We start from the raw sequence: 23,958 nt of genomic DNA on the forward strand, positions 1-23,958 counted from the left end.
GCGTTAGCATAATTCACGCAACGTAAGTTCTTTCGAAAATTCGCGGATGCTTTCTTGTCGTTTGACTTGGCGATGAAGCTTTGTCAGTTTCAACCCATACGTGGTGAAGCTAACGAGGAGACCTTCATGTCCAGTCCGTCTATCGTCATCGCCAGCGCCGGCCGTACGGCCGTCGGCTCGTTCAACGGCGCTTTCGCCACTGTCGCCGCCCACGAGCTGGGTGCGGCCGCCGTCAAGGGCGCGCTCGATCGGGCGGGCGTCGATGCCGCCGAAGTGGACGAAGTCATCCTCGGGCAGGTGCTGCCGGCGGGCGAGGGGCAGAACCCGGCGCGCCAGGCGGCGATGAAGGCCGGCGTTCCCAAGGAGGCGACCGCCTGGGGCATCAACCAGCTTTGCGGTTCCGGCCTGCGCGCCGTGGCGCTCGGCATGCAGCAGATCGCGCTCGGCGACGCGAAGATCATCGTCGCAGGCGGCCAGGAATCGATGTCGATGGCGCCGCATGCCGCCCATCTTCGTGCCGGCACCAAGATGGGCGACATGAAGATGGTCGACACCATGATCAAGGACGGCCTTACCGACGCCTTCTACGGCTACCACATGGGCGTCACCGCTGAGAACATCGCACGCCAGTGGCAGCTGTCGCGCGAGGAGCAGGACATGTTCGCCGTCGCCTCGCAGAACAAGGCGGAAGCCGCGCAGAAGGCCGGGCGTTTCGCCGACGAGATCATTCCCTTCGTGATCCAGACGCGCAAGGGCGACGTCACCGTCGATGCGGACGAATATATTCGCCATGGCGCGACGATGGAGGCGATGACAAAGCTTCGCCCGGCCTTCGACAAGGAAGGCACGGTGACGGCCGCCAACGCCTCGGGTCTCAACGATGGCGCGGCCGCAGCCGTGCTGATGACCGAACAGGAAGCATCGCGTCGCGGCATCCAGCCGCTGGCCCGTATCGTGTCCTGGGCAACCGCCGGCGTCGATCCGCAGATCATGGGCACCGGGCCGATCCCGGCTTCGCGCAAGGCGCTGGAGAAGGCCGGCTGGTCGATCAACGATCTCGATCTGGTCGAGGCCAACGAGGCCTTCGCCGCGCAGGCCTGTGCGGTCAACAAGGATCTCGGCTGGAACCCGGAGATCGTCAACGTCAATGGCGGCGCGATCGCCATCGGCCATCCGATCGGCGCGTCCGGCGCGCGCGTGCTGAACACGCTGCTGTTCGAAATGAAGCGCCGCGGCGCCAAGAAGGGACTTGCGACATTGTGCATCGGCGGCGGAATGGGCGTCGCCATGTGCTTCGAAGCATTCTAATAGCCTGCTTTACATTGTGTGGTGGTTGAGCTCCGGTCATAGCGGAGCCTTACATTTGGGGAGCGGAACATGAGCAAAGTCGCTGTTGTCACCGGCGGAACGCGCGGCATTGGCGCGGCCATTTCACTGGCGCTGAAGAGCGCGGGCTATCGGGTCGCCGCCAACTACGCCGGCAACGACGAAGCCGCCCGGGCGTTTCACGCGGAGACCGGCATTCCGGTCTTCAAATGGGACGTTTCAAGCTACGAGGCCTGCTCCGAAGGTCTGGCGCGCATTGAGGCCGAGATCGGCCCGGTCGAGGTGCTGATCAACAATGCCGGCATCACGCGCGACGCGATGTTTCACAAGATGACGCCGCAGCAATGGCACGAGGTGATCAACACCAATCTCACCGGCCTGTTCAACATGACGCACCAGGTCTGGGCCGGCATGCGCGAGCGCGGCTTCGGGCGCATCGTCAACATTTCGTCGATCAACGGCCAGAAGGGCCAGATGGGGCAAGCGAACTATTCGGCGGCGAAGGCCGGCGATCTCGGCTTCACCAAGGCGCTGGCGCAGGAAGGGGCGGCGAAGAACATCACCGTCAACGCCATCTGCCCGGGCTATATCGGCACCGAGATGGTGCTCGCCGTTCCGGAGAAGGTGCTCAACGAGCGTATCATTCCGCAGATCCCGGTGGGGCGCCTCGGTACGCCGGAGGAGATCGCGCGCTGCGTGGTATTTCTGGCTTCCGATGATGCCGGCTTCATCACCGGCTCGACGCTCAGCGCCAATGGCGGGCAGCTGTTTGTCTAGAACCTGGCGGGGCCAGACTAGCGGATGGAGGCCGTGTCGCGGTCGTCGGTCTGCTGCGGCTGATTGGCCTGAACCCTGCCGGCGTCATAGGGGTTGAGCGAGGCCGCATACGTGGCGAGCGCAATCGTCAGGATCGCCGCCGCGCCGATGATCTTCGTCATTGTCTGTCACTCCCAAAGCCGGTGGAGCATTCCTGATCTCCGCCGGTGTCGATATTGGGGCGAATTCGAGGAATTATTCGGTCGTTCAACCGTTGGGATGGTGCCGGTTCCTGACCTTTGCGGGGACGCGGATGCGCGCCTGGCTTTCAGTGCGCAGCGCCATTGCTGCCGTTGCCAGAAATGCCGCCGCGATCAGGATGGCGGCTGCCGAATTCAGGGCGATCTGGGCCATGGTCTGTCCTCTCAAATCGTGGCGCCTGCGATGGGCCGCCGTTTCGTGAGGGGAATATGAGCCTGCCGGCCATTACCGGATAGACCAGGCTTTGGCGACCGATTGTCAACATCGGGTTGACAATCGTCGTTCCTTGGTCACGCAGGATCGCCGCTGATCCAGGTCTGGTTCACCTTGATCCCGTCGGTCATGTGCACGAGATCGGCGCGCAGGCCGGTCGCCAGGCGGCCGCGATCCCCGAGCTTGAGGAAGCGGGCGGGGTAGAGCGTGGCCATGCGCAGCGCTTCGGCGAGCGAGAGGTCGAGATAGGTCAGACCATAGCGGATCGCCGAGGCCATATCGACGTCCGAGCCGGCGAGCGTGCCGTCGGAGAGCACCAGTCGCGAGCAGAAGGCGCCGGTCTCGCGCCGCACCGTGCGGCCGTTGAGCGTGAAGCTGTTTTCAGCGGAGCCGACCAGCGACATGGCGTCGGTGACGAAGAACAGCTTGCCCTCGCCGCGCTTGGCTCGAAGCGCCGTGCGCAGTGCCTTGGGATCGACATGGTGGCCATCGGCGATGATGCCGCACCAGACGGCCGGATGATCGATCGCCGCGCCCACAAGCCCCGGCGTACGGTGGCCGAGTTGGCTCATGGCGTTGAACAGATGCGTGACGCCACGGGCGCCGGCGTCGAAGCGCGCCTCGGCTGCCTCGCTCGTGCAATCGGAGTGGCCGATGCTGACGACGACGCCGGCTTCGCTCAGTTCGCGCACCTGTCGCACCGTGACCTGCTCGGCCGCCATCGTGACCAGCAGCGTGCCGATCACCTGCGCGGCGGCGGAAAGCGCCTTTACGTCGCCGTCGTTGACCGGGCGCATCAGTTCGGCCAGATGCGCGCCCTTGCGGGCGGGCGCAAGATGCGGACCTTCGAGATGCAGGCCGGCGACGCCCCGGTCGGTTTTGACCGCGTCTTTCGCGGCGTCGATGGCTGCGGCCGTCGCCTCGCCGGTATCGGTGATCAGTGTTGGCAGCAGCGATGTCGTGCCATAGGGACGATGCCCTCCGGCGATCCGGTACATGGAGGCGGGCGATGGTTCGTCGTTGAGCATCCGGCCGGCGCCGCCATTCACCTGGGCATCAATGAAGCCGGGCGCGAGAATGCCACCGCCGAGCGTGATTGTCTCGCCATCAGGCAGGTCGTTCATGGCGGCGATCGCCTCGATGCGGCCGTCGGCGACGACAAGCGCCCTGTCGTCGTGAAAGCGTTCGCCGTCGAAAATACGGGCGCCGGAGAAGATCTTGCGCGGCATCAGACGGTCTCCGTAACCTTCAGGAGGTTGGCCGGCTTGTCGGGGTCGAAGCCCTTGCGGCGGGTGACCGCCTCGATCATCCGGTAGTAGACCAGCAGCGAGACCAGCGGGTCCAGCAGGCCGTTGCCTGTGGTGGGGATGCGCAGGTTGATGCCGGGAAGCTCCCTGGTCGAGAAGGGAACGGTGGTGGCGCCGAGCTTGCTCAGGCGCTCCAGCGCCTTGACGTTGTTGGCGTAAGCGGCGTCATCGGGCGTGAAGGCAAGGATCGGGAAGCCCGGCTGCACGAGGCGCATCGGGCCGTGCATGAGTTCGGCGAGCGAGAATGCCTCGGCGTGCAGGCCGGAGGTTTCCTTGGCCTTCAGCGCCGCCTCGAGCGCGATGGCGAAGGCGGGGCCGCGGCCGCCGGTGTAGAGCGAGGTGGCGTTGAAGAGCACGTCTTCGGCGGCAGCTGTATCGATGCCCGATGTGGCGCCCAGTGCTTCGGGAAGCTTTTCAAGCGCGGCCCGCAGGTCGCCGTTGGCGCCGATTGCCGCGGTGACGCCCGACAGGGCCGCGACCGAGGCGATGAAGGACTTGGTGGCGGCGACGCTCTTTTCGGCCCCGGCGTTGAGGTCGAGCACGAGATCGGCCTGTTTGGCGAGCGGGCTGTCGGTGACGTTGACGACGGCAATGGTCGTCGCGCCGCCTTGCTTGGCCGCTTCCTGAAGCGCCACGATATCGGGGCTGGCGCCCGACTGCGACACGGTGAAATGAATGCCGCCCTTGAGGCGCAGCGGCGCGCCATAGACCGACGCGATCGACGGGCCGACCGAGGCCACCGGAATGCCGCAGGTGATCTCGAAGAGATATTTGAAGAAGGTGGCGGCATGGTCGGAGGAGCCGCGCGCGGCCGTGGTGACGACGCTTGGCGCATTCCTGGAGAAGAGCTTGGCGATCTCGTCGAAAACAGGCTTTTCCTTGCGCAGCAGCGTGGCGACCACTTCGGGAGACTGGCCGGCTTCCTGCAACATCAGCGATTGGGGTTCACTCATAGCTCATCTCCAATTCTCAATTCTGCGACAAAATCATAGGCATCGCCACGATAGTGCGAGCGGGTGTATTCAACGACGCGCTGGTCTTCCAGGCGGGATACGCGTTCGATCAGAAGGGCCGGGGCGCCGGTCGCGACGTCGAGCGCCGCCGCCGACGTCGCGTCGAGCGTGACGGCGGAGAGTTTTTGCAACGCGCGCACGGGCCGGTGGCCGCTCGCCGTCAGCGCGTCGTAGAGCGAGCCTTCGCCGCCGGCGGTGTCATCGAGGAATTTTATGGGGACCACGGAGCGATCGATCGCCAGCGGCAGCCCGTCGGCAAGACGCAGGCGATCGAGGCGCAAGACGCGCTCGTCGACGCCGAGGCCCAGCAGGAAGGCTTCCTCCGGCGAGGGTTTGTTGATGGCGCGCGAGAGGATCCTCGCCGCCGGCACGCGCCCGCGCGAGCGCATGTCTTCCGAGAAGGACGAGAGCCGCCAGAGCGACTGTTCCATGCGCTCGACCTTGGCGGAGACGAAGGTGCCGCTGCCGTGGCGCGATTCCAGCGTGCCCGTGTTGAGGAGATCGCGATAGGCGGTGCGCACCGTGACGCGGCCGATCTTCAGGGCTTCGGCCAGATCGCGTTCGCTCGGCAATGCGGCACCAGGCTTCAGCAGGCCCTCGTTGATCAGGCCGGTCAGTGCCTGCGCAAGACGACGATAGAGAGGCCCGCTGCGCGCTGTGTCGCGCAGTCCGCGCGTGTCGATCTCCGCTATCAGACTGGTTCTATCCATGAGATTAAAATAGAACCTCTTTGGAACCAATTGCAAGTGCCAACGCGCACAAAAAAACCCTCGCAAAGTTCCGCGAGGGTTTGATGACATCAGGAGTGGTCGGCTTTTCGCCGTCAGTTCTTCGAGAATATGTAGTCGGTTTCCTGGCGCAGCACTTCGCCGGGGCGCAGAACCGCGTTGGGGAAGCCCTCATGGTTGATGGCGTCCGGCCAGATTTGCGTTTCCAGGCAGAAGCCGGCGAAGGGGCCGTATTTGCGGCCACCGATGCCGGGTACCGGCACATCGAGCTTGAAGGCGGCGTAGAACTGGACGCCGGGCTCGGTCGTGCGCACTTCCATCGAGACGCCGGAATAGAGGCTGCGCGCGAGCACCACGGAACGCTTGGCGACACGTTCGGACGAGAGGCAGAAATTATGGTCGTAGAGCGCCTGAGTGTCGCCCTCGAAGCGCTTCAGCGAGGCCATTTCGCGGAAATCGAATACCGTTCCTTGCACCGGGCGGATCTCGCCGGTCGGGATCTGGCGCTCGTCGGTCGGAAGATAGCTGTCGGCGGCGATCATGATGTCGTGGCCCAGCGTGTCGTCGCGGCCGTCGAGATTGAAATAGGCGTGCTGGCAGACATTGGCGATGGTCGGCTGGTCGCTCGTCGTCTCGTAAACCACCGAGAGCTCGCCATCGCCATGCACGCGGTAGGTGACGAGGATGGTGCAATTGCCGGGATAGCCGCCGCGACCATCGGCATCGACGATCTTCAGGACGACGCGGTCGCTGTCGTGCTCGACGATCGTCCAGTTGCGCAGCGCGATGTTTTCGAAGCCGCCATGCAGGTGGCTGACGCCGTTTTCGTTGAGGTCGAGCTGATAGCTATTGCCATCGAGCGTGAACTTGCCGCCGCCGATGCGGTTGGCGTTGCGGCCGGGCGTCGCGCCGAAATAGGCGGAGTGCGCGGGATAGCTGTCGAAATCGTCGAACCCAAGGGTCAACGGCGCATCATGACCCTCGAGCCTGAGGTCCTGGATGACTGCGCCCCAGGTGATCACCTTGGCGGTCAGGCCGCCGCCCGAGATTTCGACGCGATGGACGGTCTCGCCCGTCTTCGTCGTCCCAAAAACGTCCCGCTTCAATCCATCCGCCATCCTGTTTCCTCCCCGGTTCGCGTCCACAATTTCGGGCCAGAACCTGCTCTCAATTGAATGAAATCGCAACCGCCGCGCTATAAAAACAAGCGAGACGAAAAGCCTCAGCCGTCCTCGCCAATATCTTCCAGATTGTAGGGTGTCGTCTGGTAGATTTCGTTGATCCAGTTGCCGAAAAGCAGATGCGCGTGGCTGCGCCAGCGGTTCTGCGGCGGGATCGACGGGTCGTTGTGCGGGAAGTAGTTGTGCGGCATCTTGATCGGAACGCCGGCATTCACATCGCGGAAATACTCGTCGGCGAGCGACGTCGAATCATATTCGACGTGGTTGAAGATATAGAGCCGGTTGCCCTTCTTCTCGTGAACGAGGCAGACGCCCATCTCGCTCGATTCCATCAGGATTTCGAGCGTGTCGGATTTTTCGATGTCGGCGCGCCGCACTTCCGTCCAGCGCGAGACCGGGACCTCGAAATTGTCGGAGAAACCGTTCAGATAGACCGACGATGGCTTGAGGTTCTTGTGGCGATAGACGCCGAAGGCCTTTTCCGTCAGCGCGTGCTTCGGAATATCGTGAAAATGGTAGATCGCGGCCATCGCGCCCCAGCAGACATTCATCGCGGAGTGCACGTTGGTGCGCGTCCAGTCGAAAATCTGCTGCATTTCATGCCAATAAGTGACGTCTTCGTATGGAAGCGTTTCGATCGGCGCGCCGGTGATGATGAAGCCGTCGAACTTCCGGTGTTGGATCTCCTCCCAGGTCTGGTAGAAGGAGAAGAGATGGTCTTCCGAGGTGTTCTTCGCCTTGTGGTTCCCGACGCGAACAAGCGACAGCTCGACCTGCAGCGGCGAGGCGCCGATGAGGCGCGCCATCTGGATCTCGGTCTTGATCTTGTTCGGCATGAGGTTCAGAAGCCCGATCTGCAGGGGGCGAATGTCCTGACGGATCGCGGCCGTCTCGGTCATCACGCGCACACCTTCCTGAACCAGGGTTTCAAAGGCGGGCAGGGTATCGGGGATCTTGATCGGCATAGCGGTCACTCGATGAAAAATACGAATATATCGCTATCGGTCCGCACGCGGCCCTTTAGCAACTTCTTTAACGTGGCTGCAAGCCGGCCGGCCAAATCACCACGGAGCGCTCTAAATAGCGCCAGTCGGGCCGCGAATCAATCGTCGAAAGAAACCGCCTCGTCGGCGCCATGGTCACTCCCCCGTTACCTGATGCTAGAAACTGTTGCTGGACAGGCTGACTCACGGTGCTATTCAGGTGCTACAGACGCGTAAGGAAGCATGATGGCAGAGGACGTCAAAAGCAGACCGAGCATCCAGGGGCAGGACCGGGTCGGGTATGATCTCAGCCTGATCTTCCGTCTCAAGGTGATGTTTTCGGCATTCTGGCATTCCAAGGTGCGCGTGCCAGTGCTCATTCTCTCGACGGCGTTGATCGGCATCATTCTGGCGACGGCCTATGCCACGGTCATTCTCAACCAATGGAACGCGCCATTCTACGACGCCATCTCGCGTCGCGATCTGCCGGGGTTTTTCTACCAGCTGAAGATCTTCGCGTTGATCGCCGGCATGCTGCTCCTGCTCAACGTGATCCAGGCCTGGCTCAACCAGATGACGGCGCTCTATATGCGCGAGGGGCTGACACGCGATCTCGTCGACCAGTGGCTGCAGCGCAAGCGGGCGCTCAGGCTCGCTTCCAGCGGGCTGATCGGCGTCAATCCGGACCAGCGTCTGCATGAGGATGCGCGCAATCTGGCGGAAAGCACCACGGGGCTCGTCATCGGCCTGGTACAATCGACGATCCTCCTGGTGAGTTTCATCGGCGTTCTCTGGGAGTTGTCGAGCGGCTTCGTCTTCCGCTTCGGTGAATACGCCTTTTCCATTCCAGGCTATATGGTCTGGGCGGCGATCTTCTACGCCGCGTCCGCCTCGGTGCTGAGCCAGCTCGTCGGCCGCAAGCTCGTCAAGCTCAACGCGGACCGCTTCTCCAGGGAGGCGGAGCTGCGTTTCGCGCTGATGCACGCCAACGAGAACATTCCGGCGATCACGGCTGCGCGCGGGGAAGAGAACGAGCGGGGGCGGATCAACACCGACATCAGCGCCGTTCTCGCCGTCATCAAGAAGCTGGCGATGGCCAACGTCAACCTGACCTGGGTGTCAGCCGGCTACGGCTGGCTCGTCGTCGTCATTCCGATCATCGTGGCGGCGCCCGCCTATTTCTCCGGCGGCCTCACCTTCGGTCAGCTGATGATGTCGGTCGGCGCCTTCAACCAGGTGAACACGGCGCTGCGCTGGTACGTGTCGAACTTCGGCCCGATCGCCGAATGGCGCGCGACCTTGATGCGCGTCACCGATTTCCGCCAGGCTCTGACCACCATGGGCGACGATGTCGATCTCAAGGAGACGATCGCCTATGAACGCAGCGCGCCGGGCACGCTGACGCTCGAGGATGTGACCATCGCCACCAAGATGGACGAGGAGATCGACCAGTGCGGCGGCTTCCGGCTGCAGGAAGGCAGCGTCACCATCAAGGCCGGCGAGAAGGTGATGATCAACGGCGATCACAACGTCAATCGCAAGCTGTTGTTCCTGGCCATGTCGGAGCTGTGGCCCTGCGGAAGCGGCAAGATCGGCCTGCCACCCACCGACGACATGCTGTTCGTGCCGCAATCGGCCTATATTCCGGGTGGCACGCTGCGCGAAGCGCTGGCGTTTCCCGCAGCCGCCGACACCTACAAGAACGACGATGTGATCGCTGCGCTCGAAAAGGCGGGGCTGCACAATCTCGTTGCCCGTCTGGACACGCGCGCGCGCTGGGACAAGCTGCTCGATGCCGATGAACAGCGCGCCATCGGCTTCGCGCGGCTCTTGCTCGTCAGGCCGCAATGGATGGTCTTCGACGAAGTGCTCGAGGGCATGGAGCCGGAGTGGCAGTCGACGATGATGAAGGTGCTCGAGGCGATGCCGGAGGCGACGATGATATATATCGGCCGCTCCGACGCCTATATCGAGGCCTTCCATCCGCGCGTGCTGCATCTCGAAGCGCTTGCCGCCAAGCCCGATCAAGGCAAGGTCGCGGACAGGGCGCCGAACACGCCGGCGCCCGCGCTATGATCGTCGTGATCGCGATCACATCGGCGGAACGATGCCGTTGGTGCCGACGGTGACCCGTGCCGCGGAGACCGTTCCGTCACTGGCCTTTTCGCCCATGACGATGATATGCGCGCCCGGCGTCAGGTCGGACTTCTGCGCGGCGGTGAAGGTCACGATCGGCGTATCGTCCGCGATCGAGATGGTCTTTTCCTTGCCCTGGTAGGTCAGCGTCACGGTGTGGCCGTCGACGGATTTGACGGCCTTGGCCACGGTTGCGTTGGTCATGCTGCTGTTGGGCTTCAGATCCCAGGACCGGCTTCCCTCACCGGTGCCTTTCATGGCCGCCGGAAAGATCAGCACTTCCAGCGCGCCGTCGCCGCCGTCCTGCCGGGGCAGCGAGGCGATGCCGACGAAATCGCCGGGCTTGATGTCGTCGACGGATGCCTTCCTGATGCCGCCGACCTTCCAGTCAGGCTTCAGCGTGACCGTCTGGTCGGCGCCCTCTCGGGTTTTGACGACGAGCGTGTCGCCGGTCAGGCTGGCTACATCGCCGCGCACGCGCACGTTCTGTGGGTCGGCGGCGGAAGTCACATGCGACGTGCCCAGAAGGATGCCGACGGCAAGCGCCGCGACATGGCTGGTATTCAGATAGCGAGACATGGGTTTTCTCCTCATGGCCCCGGGGGCTGGAGCCTCCCGGAGCTTAGGCACGAGGTTTCAGTGCTGGCTAATCAATGAAATGTGAGGCAAACCGCGTTGGCGGCGAAGGCCCGCCCCTTAGCCTTCCAGCTCTTCCCGGAGCATTTCGAGCTCCAGCCATTCCTCTTCCATCTTCACCAGGCTGTCGCGGAATTTCTCCATTTCGGCGGCCAGGCGGTTGAAGGTGGTGGGGTCCTTGGAGAAGAGGTTGGGGTCGGCCATCTTTTCCTCGCGCCGGGCGATCTCGGCTTCGGCCTTGGCCATCTCCTTGGGGAGGTTTTCGAGCGCGAACTTCTGCTTGAAGGAGAGCTTTCCCTTGCCCTTCGGCGCGTCCGCGGCCGGAGCGGCTTGCTGCGCTTTCGCCTTCTCGGCCTTTTCCGCCTTCTTGCGCTCGTCGGCGGCACCCTTGCGCTGCGCCAGCATGTCGGAATAGCCGCCGGCGTATTCGATCCATCGGCCATCGGGCGCGTCGGGAACGGCGGGCGCGATGGTCGAGGTCACGGTGCGGTCGAGGAAGTCACGGTCGTGGCTGACGAGGATGACGGTACCCGGGAAGCCGGCGACGACTTCCTGCAGCAGGTCCAGCGTCTCGATGTCGAGGTCGTTGGTCGGTTCGTCGAGAATAAGCAGGTTGGACGGCCGCGCCAGCATGCGGGCGAGCATCAGGCGGGCGCGCTCGCCGCCGGAAAGGTTCTTGATCGGCGTGCGGGCCTGCTCCGGCTGGAACAGGAATTCCTTCATGTAGCCGGTGACGTGGCGCTGCTCGCCGTTGACAAGCAGGTTCTCGCCGCGTCCGTCGGTGAGATAGTGCGCCAGCGTGTCCTCTGGGTTCAGATCCTCGCGCTTCTGGTCGAGCGTGGCGATCTCCAGATTGGTGCCGAGCTTGATGATGCCGGTGTCGGGCGCGAGCTGGCCCGTCAGCATCTTCAGAAGCGTCGTCTTGCCGGCGCCGTTCGGGCCGACGAGGCCGATGCAATCGCCGCGATGAACGCGGATCGAAAACGGCGCGACGATCGGGCGCTCGCCATAGGTCTTGGTGATCTTGTCGGCTTCGATGACGAGCTTGCCGGATTCCTGCGCGTCGGAAACGGTCGCCTGCACGGTGCCCTGCGGTCCCTTGTGGCCGCGATAGCTGGCGCGCATCGTCTGCAATTCGCCGAGGCGGCGCATGTTGCGCTTGCGGCGCGCGGTGACGCCGTAGCGCAGCCAATGCTCCTCGCGCTCGATCGCCTTGCCGAGCTTGTGCTGTTCCATTTCCTCGGCCTCGAGCACCTGGTCGCGCCAGGCCTCGAAATGGGCGAAGCCGCGGTCGAGCCTACGCGAGGTGCCGCGGTCGAGCCAGACGGTGGCGGTCGAGACCTTCTCCAGGAAGCGCCTGTCGTGCGAGATCAGGACAAGCGCGCTGCGGGTCTTCTGCAGCTCGCCTTCCAGCCATTCGATGGTGGGCAGGTCGAGATGGTTGGTCGGTTCGTCCAGGAGCAGGATATCGGGCTCGGGCGCCAGAACGCGGGCAAGGGCCGCGCGGCGCGCTTCGCCGCCCGAGAGGTTCTTCGGGTCTTCCTCGCCGGTGAGGCCGAGATGCGAGAGAAGATAGGTGACGCGGTAGGGATCGTCGCCCGGTCCAAGGCCTGCTTCCGCATAGGCCTGCACGGTGTTGTAGCCGGCGAAATCGGGCGCCTGTTCGAGATAGCGCACGGTCGATGACGGATGGCGGAACACCTCGCCGGATTGTGCCTCGACCATGCCGGCGGCGATCTTCAGAAGCGTCGACTTGCCGGAACCGTTGCGGCCGACAAGGCAGATCTTGTCGCCGGGCTCCACCTGCAGGGCAGCACCCGCCAGAAGCGGCGCTCCGCCGAAGCTCAGGAAGATATCGTCGAGTTTAAGGATAGGGGGCGCCAAAAATCAGACTCCGGAAAGATCGTAAGGGCGGGCGAGCACGATGGCGCGGCCGCTTTCAAGCGAGAAGCGCACGGGGCCTTCCGCGACATTGGAAATGGTGCGCGACGAGCCGAAGGGCAAATGGAAATCGCTGAGCGGATAGCGGGCGTTCTCGATGAAGAGACCGTTGAGCTCGCTGAAGGCGGGAACGGAAAACAGGCTGTTCCTCGGCAGATCGAGCGTGATGCTCCCCGCGATCAGCGGCACGGCTTCTTCCGTTCCCGAGGTCAGGAGCACGTCGAGGCCGGTCTCGGCGAGACTGACGGCGTAGATGAGGTGCTGCAGCGCGTGATCGGAGCGGTCGCCTGCAAGGGCGCCCGCGAGGATCAGTCGTGTCGCGCCGCGCGCGATGGCTTCCGACACGGCGATCTCGCCGTCGGTCGCGGCCTTGGCGGCGGGGTAGGGTTTTCGCGGGATGTCCGAGAATGCGGCCGTCAGATCATCCGGCGTGGAATCGAAATCGCCGACCCAGAGCTCCGGCCGGACATCGAGCGCCAGCGCGTGCCGCATGCCGCCATCGGCCGCGATGAAACTGCTGCCGGATACGGCGGCGCGAAGGCGCTCCGTCATGTGCAGCTCGCCGCCGAGCAGGATGGTGAAGGTGGATTGGCTCATGCGCATTGCCCATAGCGCAAAGCGGAGGAAAAGGGAAAGGGCGCCGGCATGTCTTTATCGGCGAGCCCGGGTAACCTTTGGCTTTATTTTGACAGGCTGGGCGCCGGCGGCAGGTTCTTGTCCTTGACGGCGAAGACGCGCTCGAAACCACCCATGAACTTGTCGAACAGGCCGGCGAAGGCTTCCGCCTCCTCAGCCGACCAGTCGGCGATCACGTCCTTGATGATGGCGAGCTTCTGGGCCTTCAGCTCTTCCAGCAGGCGCTGGCCGAAGGGGGTGACCTCCACGAGGATGCGCCGCGCGTCCTGCTGCGAGGCGGCGCGCCGCAGGACGTCCCGGCCCACCATATCGGCGACGATCCGGCTGGCGCGCGAGGGATCGATGCGCATGGCTTCGGCTATGGTGCCGACGGTGACCTCCCCCTGCTCGGAGGCGCGCATGACGGCATCGAGCACGTCGAGATGCGAAAGTTCGATATCGGGCGCCACCTTGGCGATGGCGAGACGGGCGATCAGGCGCCGCCCCGTTATCACCCGCATACGGGTCATGCTCTGCCCGATATGGACGATGTCCTCGATCGCGGCGTCCGGCTCGCGGGTTTTTTCTGCGGTCTCATTCATGTGTCGGACGATAGCAGGAAGCGTGGCGCAAGAAAATATGCAGATGTCATTTATGTGACATTGACATTTATGTGCTGATGTCACATAAATTCGCCATAACCTGAAAGATCGCCCCCATGAATGTACAGATCGCCGCGCAGCCGCTGGTGACCGATCCGCGTCGCCGGCTCATCCTGTTTCTCTTCCTGATGACCGCCATGTTCATGGCCATGCTCGACAACCAGATCGTCGCCACGGCGCTTCCGACGATCGTCGGCGAGTTCGGGCAACTCGATCGGTTCAGCTGGGTCGGCTCGGCCTATCTGCTGGCTGTCAGCGCCGTGATGCCGCTTTACGGCAAGCTCGGCGATCTCTTTGGCCGCAAATATGTGATGATGGCCGCGATCCTGATCTTCACCGTCGGTTCGGCGGTTTGCGGGATGGCGGTGTCGATGAACACGCTGATCGCCGCGCGCCTGCTGCAGGGCCTCGGCGGCGGCGGCGTGATGGTGTCGATCTTCGCGGTGACGGCCGATCTTTTCGAGCCGCGCGAGCGCGCCAAGTACCAGAGCTATGTCAGCCTCGTGCTGATGGCATCGGGCGCCATCGGGCCGGTGCTCGGCGGCACGATGAGCGATCTCTTCGGCTGGCGTTCGATCTTCCTCGTCAATATCCCGATCGGCGTCGTGGTGCTCGGCGGCCTGGCCGTCATGCTTCCCTATCGCAAGCCGAACCGCCGTCCGACGATCGATTATGCCGGCGCCATTCTCCTGGCGCTGACGACGACAAGCATCGTGCTCGCCGCCGATGGCGCGCAGGTGTTCGGCTCGCTGATCGCACCGCTCAATCTCGCGATCATCGCCGCCGGCGTGGTCCTCCTGGTGTCGTGGGTGTTCGTCGAGCGCCGCGCCGCCGAACCGATCATTCCGCTGTCGCTGTTTCGCAATTCGACCTTCAGCCTGCTGCTGATCATGTCGATCATGAGCGGCGGCATCGCCATCGGCATGGTGAACTATTTCGCGCTCTTCCTGCAGACCACGACGGGTCTTTCTCCGTCCGCGGCCGGGCTGTTCTTCATCCTGCTCACAGGCGGCCTGATGTGCGGGTCGATCTCGGCGGGGCGGATCATTTCGGTGACGGGGCGCTACAAGCCGTTCGCCGTCGCCAGCCTCAGCTGCAATGCGCTGGCTTTCGCGCTGCTGTCGCAGTTTCACGCCGGCACGCCGATCGTCTTCATCGGCGCGGTGATGACGCTGCAGGGCGTCGGCATCGGCCTGGCGCAGCAGGTTCCGATCATCGGCGTGCAGAACGCGGCGCCGGTGCGCGATATCGGCGCGGCGACCGGCTCGGTGACCCTGTCGCGCATGGGCGGCGCGTCGATCGCGATCTCGATCTACGGCGCGATCATCGGCTCGCAGCTCGCGCGCGTCGGCTCCTCCATTCCCGGCGTGACAGACATCGAACAGCTGACGCCGAAGATGCTGGCCGCCCTGCCGGAGGCCGCGCGCCAGGCGGTGGCGGAAGCCTATGCCAATGCCTTCGTGCCGCTGTTCATGACCTCCTGCGGCATCGCGCTGATCGGGCTGGTCGCGGCGCTGATGCTGAAGCCGGTGCAATTGCCGCGCGCCGGGGCCGCACCCGCGAAAGCGACCGCCGAGGCCGCCGAATAGCCGGCGGACCTTGCCGACGTCCGCTCTTGCCAGACGCCGGCTACGGATATACACCTTGCGACGCTCTAACGGGGTGCCTCGTATCCTTGCGATATTTGGCTGAGAGGCTTGCGAAAGCCAACCCGCGGAACCTGATCCGGCTAACACCGGCGGAGGGATTAGACGCGTGACACCAGGCACCGCCCTTTTCCCCTTCATTGAACCTAGAGGAGAGGTGTCATGACCCATTTCAAGACCTATGCGCTCGGCGCCGCCGTGCTGTTGGCGAGCTTTTCGGCAACGGCGGCCCAGGCCGCCGACAAGACGCTCACCATCTACACCTATGAGAGCTTCACCTCCGAATGGGGTCCCGGCCCCAAGGTGAAGGCGGCGTTCGAGAAGACCTGCGGCTGCAGCGTCAATTTCGTCAGCGTCGCCGATGGCGTGGCGCTGCTGTCGCGCCTGAAACTCGAGGGATCTGGCACCAAGGCCGATCTCGTGCTCGGCCTCGACACGAACCTGATCACCGAAGCCAAGGCCACCGGCCTGTTCGATGCGAGCGGCGTCGATACCGGCGCGCTGACGGTGCCTGGCGGCTTCAAGGATGACGTCTTCGTGCCGTATGACTACGGCCACTTCGCCGTGATCTACGACACGCAGACGATCAAGACGCCGCCGACGAGCCTGAAGGAGCTGGTAGACGGCGATCCCGCGCAGAAGATCGTCATCGAGGACCCCCGTACCTCGACGCCGGGCCTCGGTCTGCTCTTGTGGGTGAAGTCGGTCTATGGCGACAAGGCGCCGGACGCCTGGGCGAAGCTCAAGAAGCGCGTGCTGACGGTGACGCCCGGCTGGTCGGAGGCCTATGGCCTGTTCACCAAGGGCGAGGCGCCGATGGTGCTCTCCTACACGACATCGCCGGCCTACCACATGGTTTCGGAAAACACCGATCGCTACCAGGCAGCCGCCTTCTCCGAAGGGCACTACATCCAGATCGAGGTCGCCGGTCTCCTGAAGAACGCGCCGGACAAGGCGCTGGCGCGGGACTTCCTGAAGTTCATGATCACGCCCGGTTTTCAGGACACGATCCCGACCAACAACAGGATGATGCCGGTGTCCAAGACCTCTGAGCCGCTGCCGGATGCCTTCGGCAAGCTCGTCAACCCGTCGAAGACCTTCCTGATGAGCTCGGATGAGGTTGCCAGGAACCGCAAGGCCTGGATCGACGAGTGGCTCGCCGCCATGAGCATGAACTGATGAGCATGAACTGATGCTTCTTGCGCCGTCCGAAAGACGATATGCGCTGGTCGGCGGGGCGCTCAGCCTCGCCGGCATCCTCGTCTTCGTGACGGTCGCGACGCTGTCGCTGCTGATCTCCACCGATGGCATGCCTCTGGGGTCGATCCTTTCCGATCCATACATCCTGCGTGTCCTGCGCTTCACGCTTCTGCAGGCGGCGCTCTCGACGCTGCTGTCTGTCGTGCTGGCCATTCCGGTTGCGCGGGCGCTGGCGCGGCAACCGCGATTTATCGGCCGCATCTGGATCATCCGGCTGATGGCGGTGCCGATGGGGCTGCCGGTGCTGATCGGCGCGCTCGGCCTGATCGGCATCTGGGGTCGGCAGGGCGTCGTCAACACGATGCTGTCATGGGCGGGCGTCGATCAGCCCGTCAGCATTTATGGTCTGTCGGGCATTCTGCTTGCGCATGTCTTCTTCAATCTGCCGCTTGCCTGCCGGCTGATGCTGGCGGCGCTGGAGCGGGTGCCGGGCGAATACTGGCTGGTGGCGAGCGGGCTCGGCATGCGGCCGGTGTCCGTCTTCCGCTTCATTGAATGGCCGGTGCTGCGCTCGGTCGTCCCTGGCGTGGCCGGACTGATCTTCATGCTCTGCGCCACCAGTTTCACGCTGGTGCTGATGCTTGGCGGAGGACCGGCGGCGACCACGATCGAGGTGGCGATCTACCAGTCGCTGCGCTTCGATTTCGAACCCGGTCGCGCGGTGGCCCTGTCGCTGCTGCAGATCGCGCTGACGGCGGTGGTGCTCGGCATCCTGTCGCTTTTGCCGGCATCAGGAGATGCGGGGCTGACCGCGGGTCGCACGATCCGGCGGCCCGATGGCGCCCTGTTCGGCGCGCGGATCGCGGATCGCGCGCTTCTCATGCTGGCGGTGCTGTTTCTCGGGCTGCCGCTGCTCTTCATCGTCGTCGCCGGCCTGCGCGCCGATCTGGCGAAGCTCGTCGGCGAAGCGATCTTCTGGCGGGCGCTTGCCACCAGCGGCGTCATGGCGCTCGCATCGGCGCTGCTGTCGCTCATTTTGTCGATGCCGCTCGTGCGCGCGCGCCATACGCTCTCGCTTGAACGTCGCGCGCGTCGCGGCGCACGATCCTTCTTCGCCGCCATGGGGGCCGCGTCGTCGCTCGTGCTGCTCTTTCCGCCCATCGTTCTCGCCACGGGATGGTTCCTGGCGGCGCGCGATGTCGGCGATGTCAATGTCGTGGCGCCAGTGCTCGTCGTCGCCATCAATGCGCTGATGGCGATGCCCTTCGTCGTCAGGGTGCTGGAGCCGGCCTATGCAATCCACCAGCGCCGCACGCAGCGGCTGAGCGCCAGCCTCGGCATCTCCGGCCTCGCCAAGCTGCGGCTGATCTCATGGCCCGACCTGCGCAAGCCGGTGCTGACGGCGCTGTCCTTTGCCATGGCACTGTCGCTGGGCGATCTTGGCGCCGTGGCGCTGTTCGGTTCGGATAGTTTCGTGACGCTGCCGTGGCTGGTCTATTCCAGTCTCGGGAGCTATCGCACCAACGACGCGGACGGGCTGGCGCTGATCCTCGGCGTGATCTGCCTGTTGCTGACGATTTCGGGCACGATGGGCTCGGGGGTGGCGGATGAACCGAAGCGGGAGGCGCTATCGCATGACTGATGCCATCGAGATGCGCGGCGTGACGCTGCGGCTTGGCCAGAATGGTTTCCTGTTCGATTGCGCGCTGCCGGACGGCGCCGTTATCGGCGTCACGGGCGCATCGGGTGCCGGAAAATCGACCTTCCTCAATCTGCTGGCCGGTTTCGACACGGCGGATGGCGGGCGGATCCTGTTCCGCGGGAAAGATATCGGTCGCCAGCATCCGGCCGAGCGTCCCGTGTCGCTGGTGTTTCAGGACAACAACCTCTTCGCGCATCTCGACGTCTTCACCAATATCGGGCTCGGCATCCATCCGGCACTGAAGCTCGGCGATACCGATCGGCACGCCATCGCGTCGGCGCTGGCGAAGGTCGGTCTGGCAGGCTTCGAGAAGCGGATGCCGGCGACGCTGTCGGGCGGCGAGCGGCAGAGGGTGGCGTTCGCGCGGGCGCTGGTGCGCGAGCGGCCCATCCTGTTGCTCGACGAGCCCTTCGCCGCGCTCGATCCGAGCCTGCGCCGCGACATGGCGGGGCTGCTTCTGGCCATGCACCGCGACACTGGCAATACGGTCGTGATCGTATCGCACGACGCCGACGAGATCAGGCGGATCGCCGACTATGCGATTTTCATCGATCATGGGAGGGTCGCCGTGGCCGCGCCGATCGAGCGTTTTTCGACCGGCGAGGACAATGCGGCGCTGCGGCAATTTCTACGGATCGACGAATCTTAACAACACAACGGCACTTTCGCCATAATTTGCGGCGACCCAGAGAACTCCTTAACCACGTTAGGCTTGCTAAAGTATAAAGCCGCCATAATTAGGCAGAGTCTCGCTATGCAACCGATGCGGAAATCAGCTAAAGCAAAGGCTTGGGCCCTCGATTGTGCATTGCGGAAACGGGGGCGTACGCCTGTTGAACCTTGATGAAGACGACCGGGGCGCGATGACGGCGAGCCGGCCGAGAAGCACGATGACTCGGAGAGCCAGACTGGACCGCATGACGACGTGGAAACTGCCCGCGCCTTCCAGTGATGTGTTCTTCGCAGCGTGCCGCTGGGCGCGGCTGGCGTCGATCCTGTCCGTCTCCACCGTGGCGCTCTACGGCTGCCAGTCGGCGCTCGAACAATCCTATCAACCCAGTGTCGGCCCTTCGTCCAATCCGCAGATCGTCGACGAGGTGCAGAAGAACGATCCGCGCGCGGCGATGGGCGCGCGCGAACATCCGCGTATCGTCGCGAGCTATGGCGGCGAATACAAGGATGCGAAGACCGAGCGGCTGGTGGCGCGCATTGCCGGCGCGCTGACGGCGGTGTCGGAAAATCCGAGCCAGTCCTACCGCATCACCATCCTGAATTCGCCGGCGATCAACGCGTTCGCGCTTCCGGGCGGCTATCTCTACGTCACCCGCGGGCTTCTGGCGCTCGCCAACGACGCCTCGGAAGTGGCGGCGGTGCTTTCGCACGAAATGGGCCACGTCACGGCCAATCACGGCATCGAGCGGCAAAAACGCGAAGAGGCGGAAGTGATCGCCAGCCGCGTCGTCGCCGAAGTGCTGTCGAGCGATATCGCCGGCAAGCAGGCGCTGGCGCGCGGCAAGCTGCGTCTTGCCGCCTTCTCGCGGCAACAGGAGTTGCAGGCGGACGTCATCGGCGTGCGCATGCTCGGCGAAGCGGGCTACGATCCCTATGCGGCCAGCCGCTTCCTCGATTCCATGGCCGGTTACAGCCGTTTCATGTCCGTCGATCCCGATGCCGACCAGAGCCTGGACTTCCTGTCGAGCCATCCGAACTCGGGGCAGCGCATCGAGCTCGCGCGCGGCCACGCCCGCGCCTTCGGCCAGGAGGGCAAGGTCGGCGATACCGGGCGCGGATACTATCTCGACGGCATCGATGGCCTGCTCTACGGCGACAGCCCGGAAGAGGGCTATGTTCGCGGCCAGACCTTCCTGCATGGCGGTCTCGGCATCCGCTTCGACGTGCCGCCCGACTTCAAGATCGACAACAAGGTCGAGGCCGTGATGGCGACCGGTCCCGGCGACATCGCCATCCGTTTCGACGGGGTGGCCGACAACCAGACCCAGTCGCTGACCAACTACATCTCGAGCGGCTGGGTGACCGGGCTCGATCCGTCGACCATCCGGCAGATCACCGTCAACGGGATGGAGGCCGCCACCGCGCGGGCGAGCGCCGATCGCTGGGATTTCGACGTCACGGTCGTGCGCAACAATGCGCAGATCTTCCGCTTCCTCACTGCCGTGCCGAAGGGGAGCGCCGCGCTGCAATCGACCGCCGACGTGCTGCGCTCCAGCTTCCGGCGCATGACGCCGGCCGAGGCCGCGTCGCTGAAGCCGCTCAGGGTCCGGGTGCTGACGGTGCAGCCGGGCGACAACATCACCACGCTGGCGGCGCGGATGATGGGAACGGACCGCAAGCTCGATCTGTTCAAGCTGATCAACGCCCTGCCAACCGGCGCCTCCGTCGCACCCGGCGACCGCGTCAAAATCATCTCGGAATAAAAAAAGGCCCGGCTTGCGCCGGGCCAGTTACATCACTGGGGGAGTAATCTCGGAGTAATCGGGGGTTAGTTCGCGGCCATGTACGGGTCGGCGCTGACCAGCGCTGTCCTGAGTTTTTCCATGGCGCGACTTTCGATCTGGCGGACGCGCTCCTTGGAGATGCCAAGGTCGGCGCCGAGTTCTTCCAGCGTCGCGCCATCCTCGGCAAGCCGGCGGGCGCTGATGATCTTCATCTCGCGTTCGTTGAGATGGGTAAGCGCGGAGGCAAGCCACACCCGGCGGCGTTCACCGTCGATCATGTTGGTGACCTGTTCGTCGGGCAACGGCTCGTTGCTGACGAGGAAATCCATCTTCTCGGCGCTATCGGCATCGCCCGAGACGGACGGCGCCTGCAAAGAGGCGTCGTTGCCGGAAAGGCGGGCATCCATGGTCTGCACGTCGGAGAGGCTGACGCCGAGTGCCGCCGCGATTTCCTGATGGATCGACTGCAGCGTCAACTGCGTATCGCCCTTGGCCAGCTTGGCGCGCAGGCGGCGCAGATTGAAGAACAGCGCCTTCTGGGCCGAACTGGTGCCGCCACGCACGATCGACCAGTTGCGCAGGATGTAATCCTGGATGGATGCGCGGATCCACCAGCTTGCATAGGTGGAGAAGCGCACGTCGCGCTCCGGCTCGAAACGGGCGGCGGCCTCCAGGAGGCCGACATAGCCTTCCTGGACGAGGTCGCTCATGGGAAGCCCGAAGTTGCGGAATTTCGCGGCCATCGAAATGACGAGGCGCATATGGGCCATTGCGATCTGGTTGCGCGCCCCGCGGTCGTCATTGTGCTTCCAGCGCACGGCGAGGTCATGTTCTTCCTCGCGGGCAAGATAGGGAGCCGCCATGGCGATCTTGATCATGCGCCGGTCTGCAGACATGTTCTTCATATCGGTCTCCTGAGCTCAGGCTTTTAGCCCCGAAAAAGGGCAAACAAGGCTTGCTTCCGGACATTGCTGACCGGATCAAATTCATGGCTTGAAGATATGAAAGCCTCGAACTCTGGACGTCTCAGAGAGAGGCCCTAGTTACTGCTATGTGCTGGTTATGCCGCGGGGCCAGATCGTTTTCTTCACGTTGCCAAATCGGCAATTTGTGGAAGGCATGATCCGCTCCTCGTCGCATCCTGACATGAAAACCGGACCTCCAGCGAAATTGCTTTCTCCCGGAAGTCCGTGGTGACAGTGTGTAAACGCGCGACCGTGGAAAAGGTTCCAATAAAAAACCCGGCACGATGGCCGGGTTTTTTGGTGGGAAGAAAGCCCGAGATCAGGCTGCTTCTTCCTCTTCTGCTTCGTCTTCCTCGACAGCCTTGCCGCGCTTCGGACCCTTGTTCAGGTTCGTTTCGACGAGACGGACGGCTTCGGTTTCCGAGAGCTTGTTGACGGCGGCGATTTCGCGCGCCATGCGGTCAAGCGCCGCTTCGTAAAGCTGGCGTTCGGAATAGGACTGTTCCGGCTGGTTTTCGGCACGATAGAGATCGCGAACGACTTCAGCGATCGAGATCAGGTCGCCGGAGTTGATCTTGGCATCGTATTCCTGCGCGCGACGGGACCACATGGTGCGCTTGACGCGCGCCTTGCCCTGCACGACCTTCAAAGCACGCTCGACGAAATCCGTCTCGGAAAGCTTGCGCATGCCAATGCTCATGGCCTTTGCGACCGGCACTTTCAGGCGCATCTTGTCCTTCTCGAAATCGATAACGAAAAGTTCGAGCTTCATCCCGGCAACTTCTTGCTCTTCGATGGCGCTGATGGTACCGACGCCATGAGCGGGGTACACGATCGATTCACCGGTCTTGAAACCATGGCGGGCTGCTGAAGGCTTTTTCTGCTGGATCGTCATTCTTGTCAAAAACTCCCTGTTACGCTTCCGGCCAAGGCCGGAGCCGGGTCAGTCAGGCCCGGATGAGACGGTCGGATCCGTCGGGTGACTTTACTTCTGGTCCCACCGGGAAGAAGCAAGCATATTCAGACACGCAATCTTGGGGCGTGACAGCTCAAGATCATGATATGTCACGGAAATCGCGCTTGGATTTGTTTGCTTTCGTGGTGGTTTGGGGCATCCTTGATGCCGCAAAAGGAACAGTGTGTGAAAGTTACCACAAAAATATGAGGAAATCAATAATTTACTGCGCGTGAGTCATGCGGGCAACACATGTCGCCCCCATAAGTCATGCATATCCGCCATGAGATCGGCCGAGATCCGGCGTTGTCTCAGACTATAGTATCATCGGTCGATCAGTCGCCGGCGCCGGGCTTTTCGGAGAAGTATTTCTCGAATTTTCCGGTCTCGCCGTCCACGTCCTTGGCACCTTCCATCGCGTCCTTCTTGACGGTGATGTTGGGCCAGATGCTGGCGAACTCGGCATTGATCTTCAGCCACTTGTCGAGGCCCGGTTCGGTGTCCGGCTTGATCGCCTCGGCGGGACATTCCGGCTCGCACACGCCGCAATCGATGCACTCGTCGGGATTGATCGCGAGGAAATTCTCGCCTTCATAGAAGCAATCAACAGGGCATACTTCGACGCAATCGGTGTATTTGCAGCGAATGCAGTTGTCGGTCACGACATAGGTCATGAGGAACTCCAGGATTTTCACGCAGACGGGGCCGGGCAACCTGGAACGTCGCGCCTTTCCCCTGGCCGGAGAAGGACGTGAGCAGTCTCGGGAACCGCCATGCCATCCGGCAAGTTGCTTGTGAAGTATCGGCTTTACCGCCGGATTTCAAGGATAAAGAAAGCGCGAAAGCGCCGAGTTTGGAGACGGATTTTCTAATCGTCGTCGGACATCAGGCGGTCGATTGCGCGGCGCTCTTTCTTGGTCGGTCGTCCCGAGCCGGTGTCGCGGGTCGCCTGCTCGTAGGGCGTCAGCCGCTTGCGGTCTTCCGGCGAGGGCGAAATGTCGTCGTAGAGGAGGCGCGCCTCCTCGAAAGGGCCGCGCCGCGCGCCACCGGACTTGACGATGAGAACGAGCTCGCGCCGGTCGAGCGAGAGCTCGATCCTGTCGCCGGTCTTGATCTGGTGGCTTGGCTGGGAAACGCGCTCGCCGTTGATGCGCACATGCCCCGATTGGACATGGGCCTGCGCCAGCGAGCGCGACTTGATCATGCGCGTGAAGAACAGCCACTTGTCGATGCGCTGGCGCGAACCGCTCGATGGCTGTGTCTTCTCGCTCATGGA

At 63.5% G+C, this 23,958-nt stretch carries 23 protein-coding genes and 2 riboswitches; of the genes, 8 read left to right on the forward strand and 15 right to left on the reverse strand.

Going from position 1 to position 23,958, the window contains the following annotated elements; translation table 11 throughout:
- The first annotated feature begins 126 nt into the window (after positions 1 to 126).
- Positions 127 to 1,308: an acetyl-CoA C-acetyltransferase gene (locus P3R82_RS26375; protein WP_283195913.1), complete on the forward strand. Its 1,182-nt coding sequence runs from the start codon at positions 127 to 129 to the stop codon at positions 1,306 to 1,308.
- Between the two features lie 69 nt (positions 1,309 to 1,377).
- Positions 1,378 to 2,103, forward strand: a complete 726-nt coding sequence (locus tag P3R82_RS26380) for a beta-ketoacyl-ACP reductase (RefSeq protein WP_283195914.1) — start codon at positions 1,378 to 1,380, stop codon at positions 2,101 to 2,103.
- Positions 2,104 to 2,120: 17 nt separating this feature from the next.
- Here P3R82_RS26380 and P3R82_RS26385 read toward each other — a convergent pair whose 3' ends face one another.
- From P3R82_RS26385 to metA, 7 genes are all read right to left on the reverse strand, one after another.
- Positions 2,121 to 2,264 carry a hypothetical protein gene (locus P3R82_RS26385; RefSeq protein ID WP_183900136.1) on the reverse strand — a complete coding sequence of 48 codons (144 nt, stop codon included), beginning with the start codon at positions 2,262 to 2,264 and terminating at the stop codon, positions 2,121 to 2,123.
- A gap of 85 nt (positions 2,265 to 2,349) precedes the next feature.
- Positions 2,350 to 2,496 carry a hypothetical protein gene (locus P3R82_RS26390; protein WP_283195915.1) on the reverse strand — a complete coding sequence of 49 codons (147 nt, stop codon included), beginning with the start codon at positions 2,494 to 2,496 and terminating at the stop codon, positions 2,350 to 2,352.
- A 137-nt stretch (positions 2,497 to 2,633) separates the two neighbouring features.
- Entirely contained in the window at positions 2,634 to 3,785 is a 1,152-nt protein-coding gene (gene nagA, locus P3R82_RS26395; RefSeq protein ID WP_283195916.1) for an N-acetylglucosamine-6-phosphate deacetylase, read from the reverse strand.
- Positions 3,785 to 4,816, reverse strand: a complete 1,032-nt coding sequence (locus tag P3R82_RS26400) for an SIS domain-containing protein (RefSeq protein ID WP_283195917.1) — start codon at positions 4,814 to 4,816, stop codon at positions 3,785 to 3,787. Before P3R82_RS26400 ends, nagA begins: the two co-directional genes overlap by 1 nt.
- Complete coding sequence (locus tag P3R82_RS26405; RefSeq protein ID WP_283195918.1) at positions 4,813 to 5,586, reverse strand: GntR family transcriptional regulator; 774 nt, start codon at positions 5,584 to 5,586, stop codon at positions 4,813 to 4,815. The genes P3R82_RS26400 and P3R82_RS26405 overlap by 4 nt, the downstream gene beginning before the upstream one ends.
- A 113-nt stretch (positions 5,587 to 5,699) precedes the next feature.
- Positions 5,700 to 6,722, reverse strand: coding sequence for an aldose epimerase family protein (locus P3R82_RS26410; RefSeq protein WP_283195919.1), 1,023 nt, complete (start codon positions 6,720 to 6,722; stop codon positions 5,700 to 5,702).
- Between the two features lie 104 nt (positions 6,723 to 6,826).
- A complete protein-coding gene (gene metA / locus P3R82_RS26415; protein WP_283195920.1) occupies positions 6,827 to 7,750 on the reverse strand; it encodes a homoserine O-succinyltransferase in 924 nt (307 codons plus the stop codon).
- A 35-nt stretch (positions 7,751 to 7,785) separates the two neighbouring features.
- Positions 7,786 to 7,863, reverse strand: a riboswitch (SAM riboswitch).
- Positions 7,864 to 8,014: 151 nt separating this feature from the next.
- Here metA and P3R82_RS26420 point away from each other — a divergent pair.
- Positions 8,015 to 9,844 carry an ABC transporter ATP-binding protein/permease gene (locus P3R82_RS26420; protein WP_283195921.1) on the forward strand — a complete coding sequence of 610 codons (1,830 nt, stop codon included), beginning with the start codon at positions 8,015 to 8,017 and terminating at the stop codon, positions 9,842 to 9,844.
- A gap of 15 nt (positions 9,845 to 9,859) precedes the next feature.
- On the opposite strand, the gene P3R82_RS26425 is transcribed toward P3R82_RS26420, so the two are convergent.
- The 4 genes from P3R82_RS26425 to P3R82_RS26440 all read right to left on the reverse strand — a co-directional run bounded on the left by P3R82_RS26425 (position 9,860) and on the right by P3R82_RS26440 (position 13,698).
- The gene (locus tag P3R82_RS26425) at positions 9,860 to 10,483 is read right to left on the reverse strand and encodes a DUF5666 domain-containing protein (RefSeq protein ID WP_283195922.1); all 624 of its coding nucleotides are present in this window, start codon (positions 10,481 to 10,483) and stop codon (positions 9,860 to 9,862) included.
- A gap of 117 nt (positions 10,484 to 10,600) precedes the next feature.
- Complete coding sequence (locus tag P3R82_RS26430; RefSeq protein WP_283195923.1) at positions 10,601 to 12,424, reverse strand: ABC-F family ATP-binding cassette domain-containing protein; 1,824 nt, start codon at positions 12,422 to 12,424, stop codon at positions 10,601 to 10,603.
- 3 nt (positions 12,425 to 12,427) lie between these two features.
- Positions 12,428 to 13,078 (reverse strand): thiamine diphosphokinase, encoded by a 651-nt coding sequence (locus P3R82_RS26435; RefSeq protein ID WP_283195924.1) that lies wholly within the window; start codon positions 13,076 to 13,078, stop codon positions 12,428 to 12,430.
- 83 nt (positions 13,079 to 13,161) lie between these two features.
- Entirely contained in the window at positions 13,162 to 13,698 is a 537-nt protein-coding gene (locus P3R82_RS26440) for a MarR family transcriptional regulator (RefSeq protein WP_183899958.1), read from the reverse strand.
- A 116-nt stretch (positions 13,699 to 13,814) separates the two neighbouring features.
- On the opposite strand from P3R82_RS26440, the gene P3R82_RS26445 reads away from it, so the two are divergent.
- The 5 genes from P3R82_RS26445 (at position 13,815) to P3R82_RS26465 (ending at position 20,741) form a co-directional block, all read left to right on the forward strand.
- Entirely contained in the window at positions 13,815 to 15,347 is a 1,533-nt protein-coding gene (locus P3R82_RS26445; protein WP_283195925.1) for an MDR family MFS transporter, read from the forward strand.
- 59 nt (positions 15,348 to 15,406) lie between these two features.
- Positions 15,407 to 15,522, forward strand: a riboswitch (TPP riboswitch).
- Positions 15,523 to 15,566: 44 nt separating this feature from the next.
- Positions 15,567 to 16,583: a thiamine ABC transporter substrate binding subunit gene (thiB, locus tag P3R82_RS26450; protein WP_283195926.1), complete on the forward strand. Its 1,017-nt coding sequence runs from the start codon at positions 15,567 to 15,569 to the stop codon at positions 16,581 to 16,583.
- A gap of 13 nt (positions 16,584 to 16,596) precedes the next feature.
- The gene (gene thiP, locus P3R82_RS26455; RefSeq protein WP_283195927.1) at positions 16,597 to 18,246 is read left to right on the forward strand and encodes a thiamine/thiamine pyrophosphate ABC transporter permease ThiP; all 1,650 of its coding nucleotides are present in this window, start codon (positions 16,597 to 16,599) and stop codon (positions 18,244 to 18,246) included.
- Complete coding sequence (locus tag P3R82_RS26460) at positions 18,239 to 18,955, forward strand: ATP-binding cassette domain-containing protein (RefSeq protein ID WP_283195928.1); 717 nt, start codon at positions 18,239 to 18,241, stop codon at positions 18,953 to 18,955. The genes thiP and P3R82_RS26460 overlap by 8 nt, the downstream gene beginning before the upstream one ends.
- A 241-nt stretch (positions 18,956 to 19,196) precedes the next feature.
- Entirely contained in the window at positions 19,197 to 20,741 is a 1,545-nt protein-coding gene (locus P3R82_RS26465) for a M48 family metalloprotease (protein ID WP_283195929.1), read from the forward strand.
- Positions 20,742 to 20,806: 65 nt separating this feature from the next.
- Here the strand turns inward: P3R82_RS26465 and P3R82_RS26470 are convergent, their stop codons facing one another.
- From P3R82_RS26470 to P3R82_RS26485, 4 genes are all read right to left on the reverse strand, one after another.
- The gene (locus tag P3R82_RS26470; protein WP_183899952.1) at positions 20,807 to 21,667 is read right to left on the reverse strand and encodes an RNA polymerase factor sigma-32; all 861 of its coding nucleotides are present in this window, start codon (positions 21,665 to 21,667) and stop codon (positions 20,807 to 20,809) included.
- A 379-nt stretch (positions 21,668 to 22,046) separates the two neighbouring features.
- Positions 22,047 to 22,622, reverse strand: coding sequence for a CarD family transcriptional regulator (locus P3R82_RS26475; protein ID WP_018901867.1), 576 nt, complete (start codon positions 22,620 to 22,622; stop codon positions 22,047 to 22,049).
- 395 nt (positions 22,623 to 23,017) lie between these two features.
- Positions 23,018 to 23,356 (reverse strand): ferredoxin FdxA, encoded by a 339-nt coding sequence (gene fdxA, locus P3R82_RS26480; protein WP_283195930.1) that lies wholly within the window; start codon positions 23,354 to 23,356, stop codon positions 23,018 to 23,020.
- 194 nt (positions 23,357 to 23,550) lie between these two features.
- Complete coding sequence (locus P3R82_RS26485) at positions 23,551 to 23,955, reverse strand: RNA-binding S4 domain-containing protein (RefSeq protein ID WP_283195931.1); 405 nt, start codon at positions 23,953 to 23,955, stop codon at positions 23,551 to 23,553.
- Positions 23,956 to 23,958 lie beyond the last annotated feature (3 nt).

Origin of the sequence: Rhizobium sp. AN80A (genome assembly GCF_030053015.1) — a bacterium.
Taxonomy (GTDB): Bacteria; Pseudomonadota; Alphaproteobacteria; order Rhizobiales; family Rhizobiaceae; genus Rhizobium; species Rhizobium metallidurans.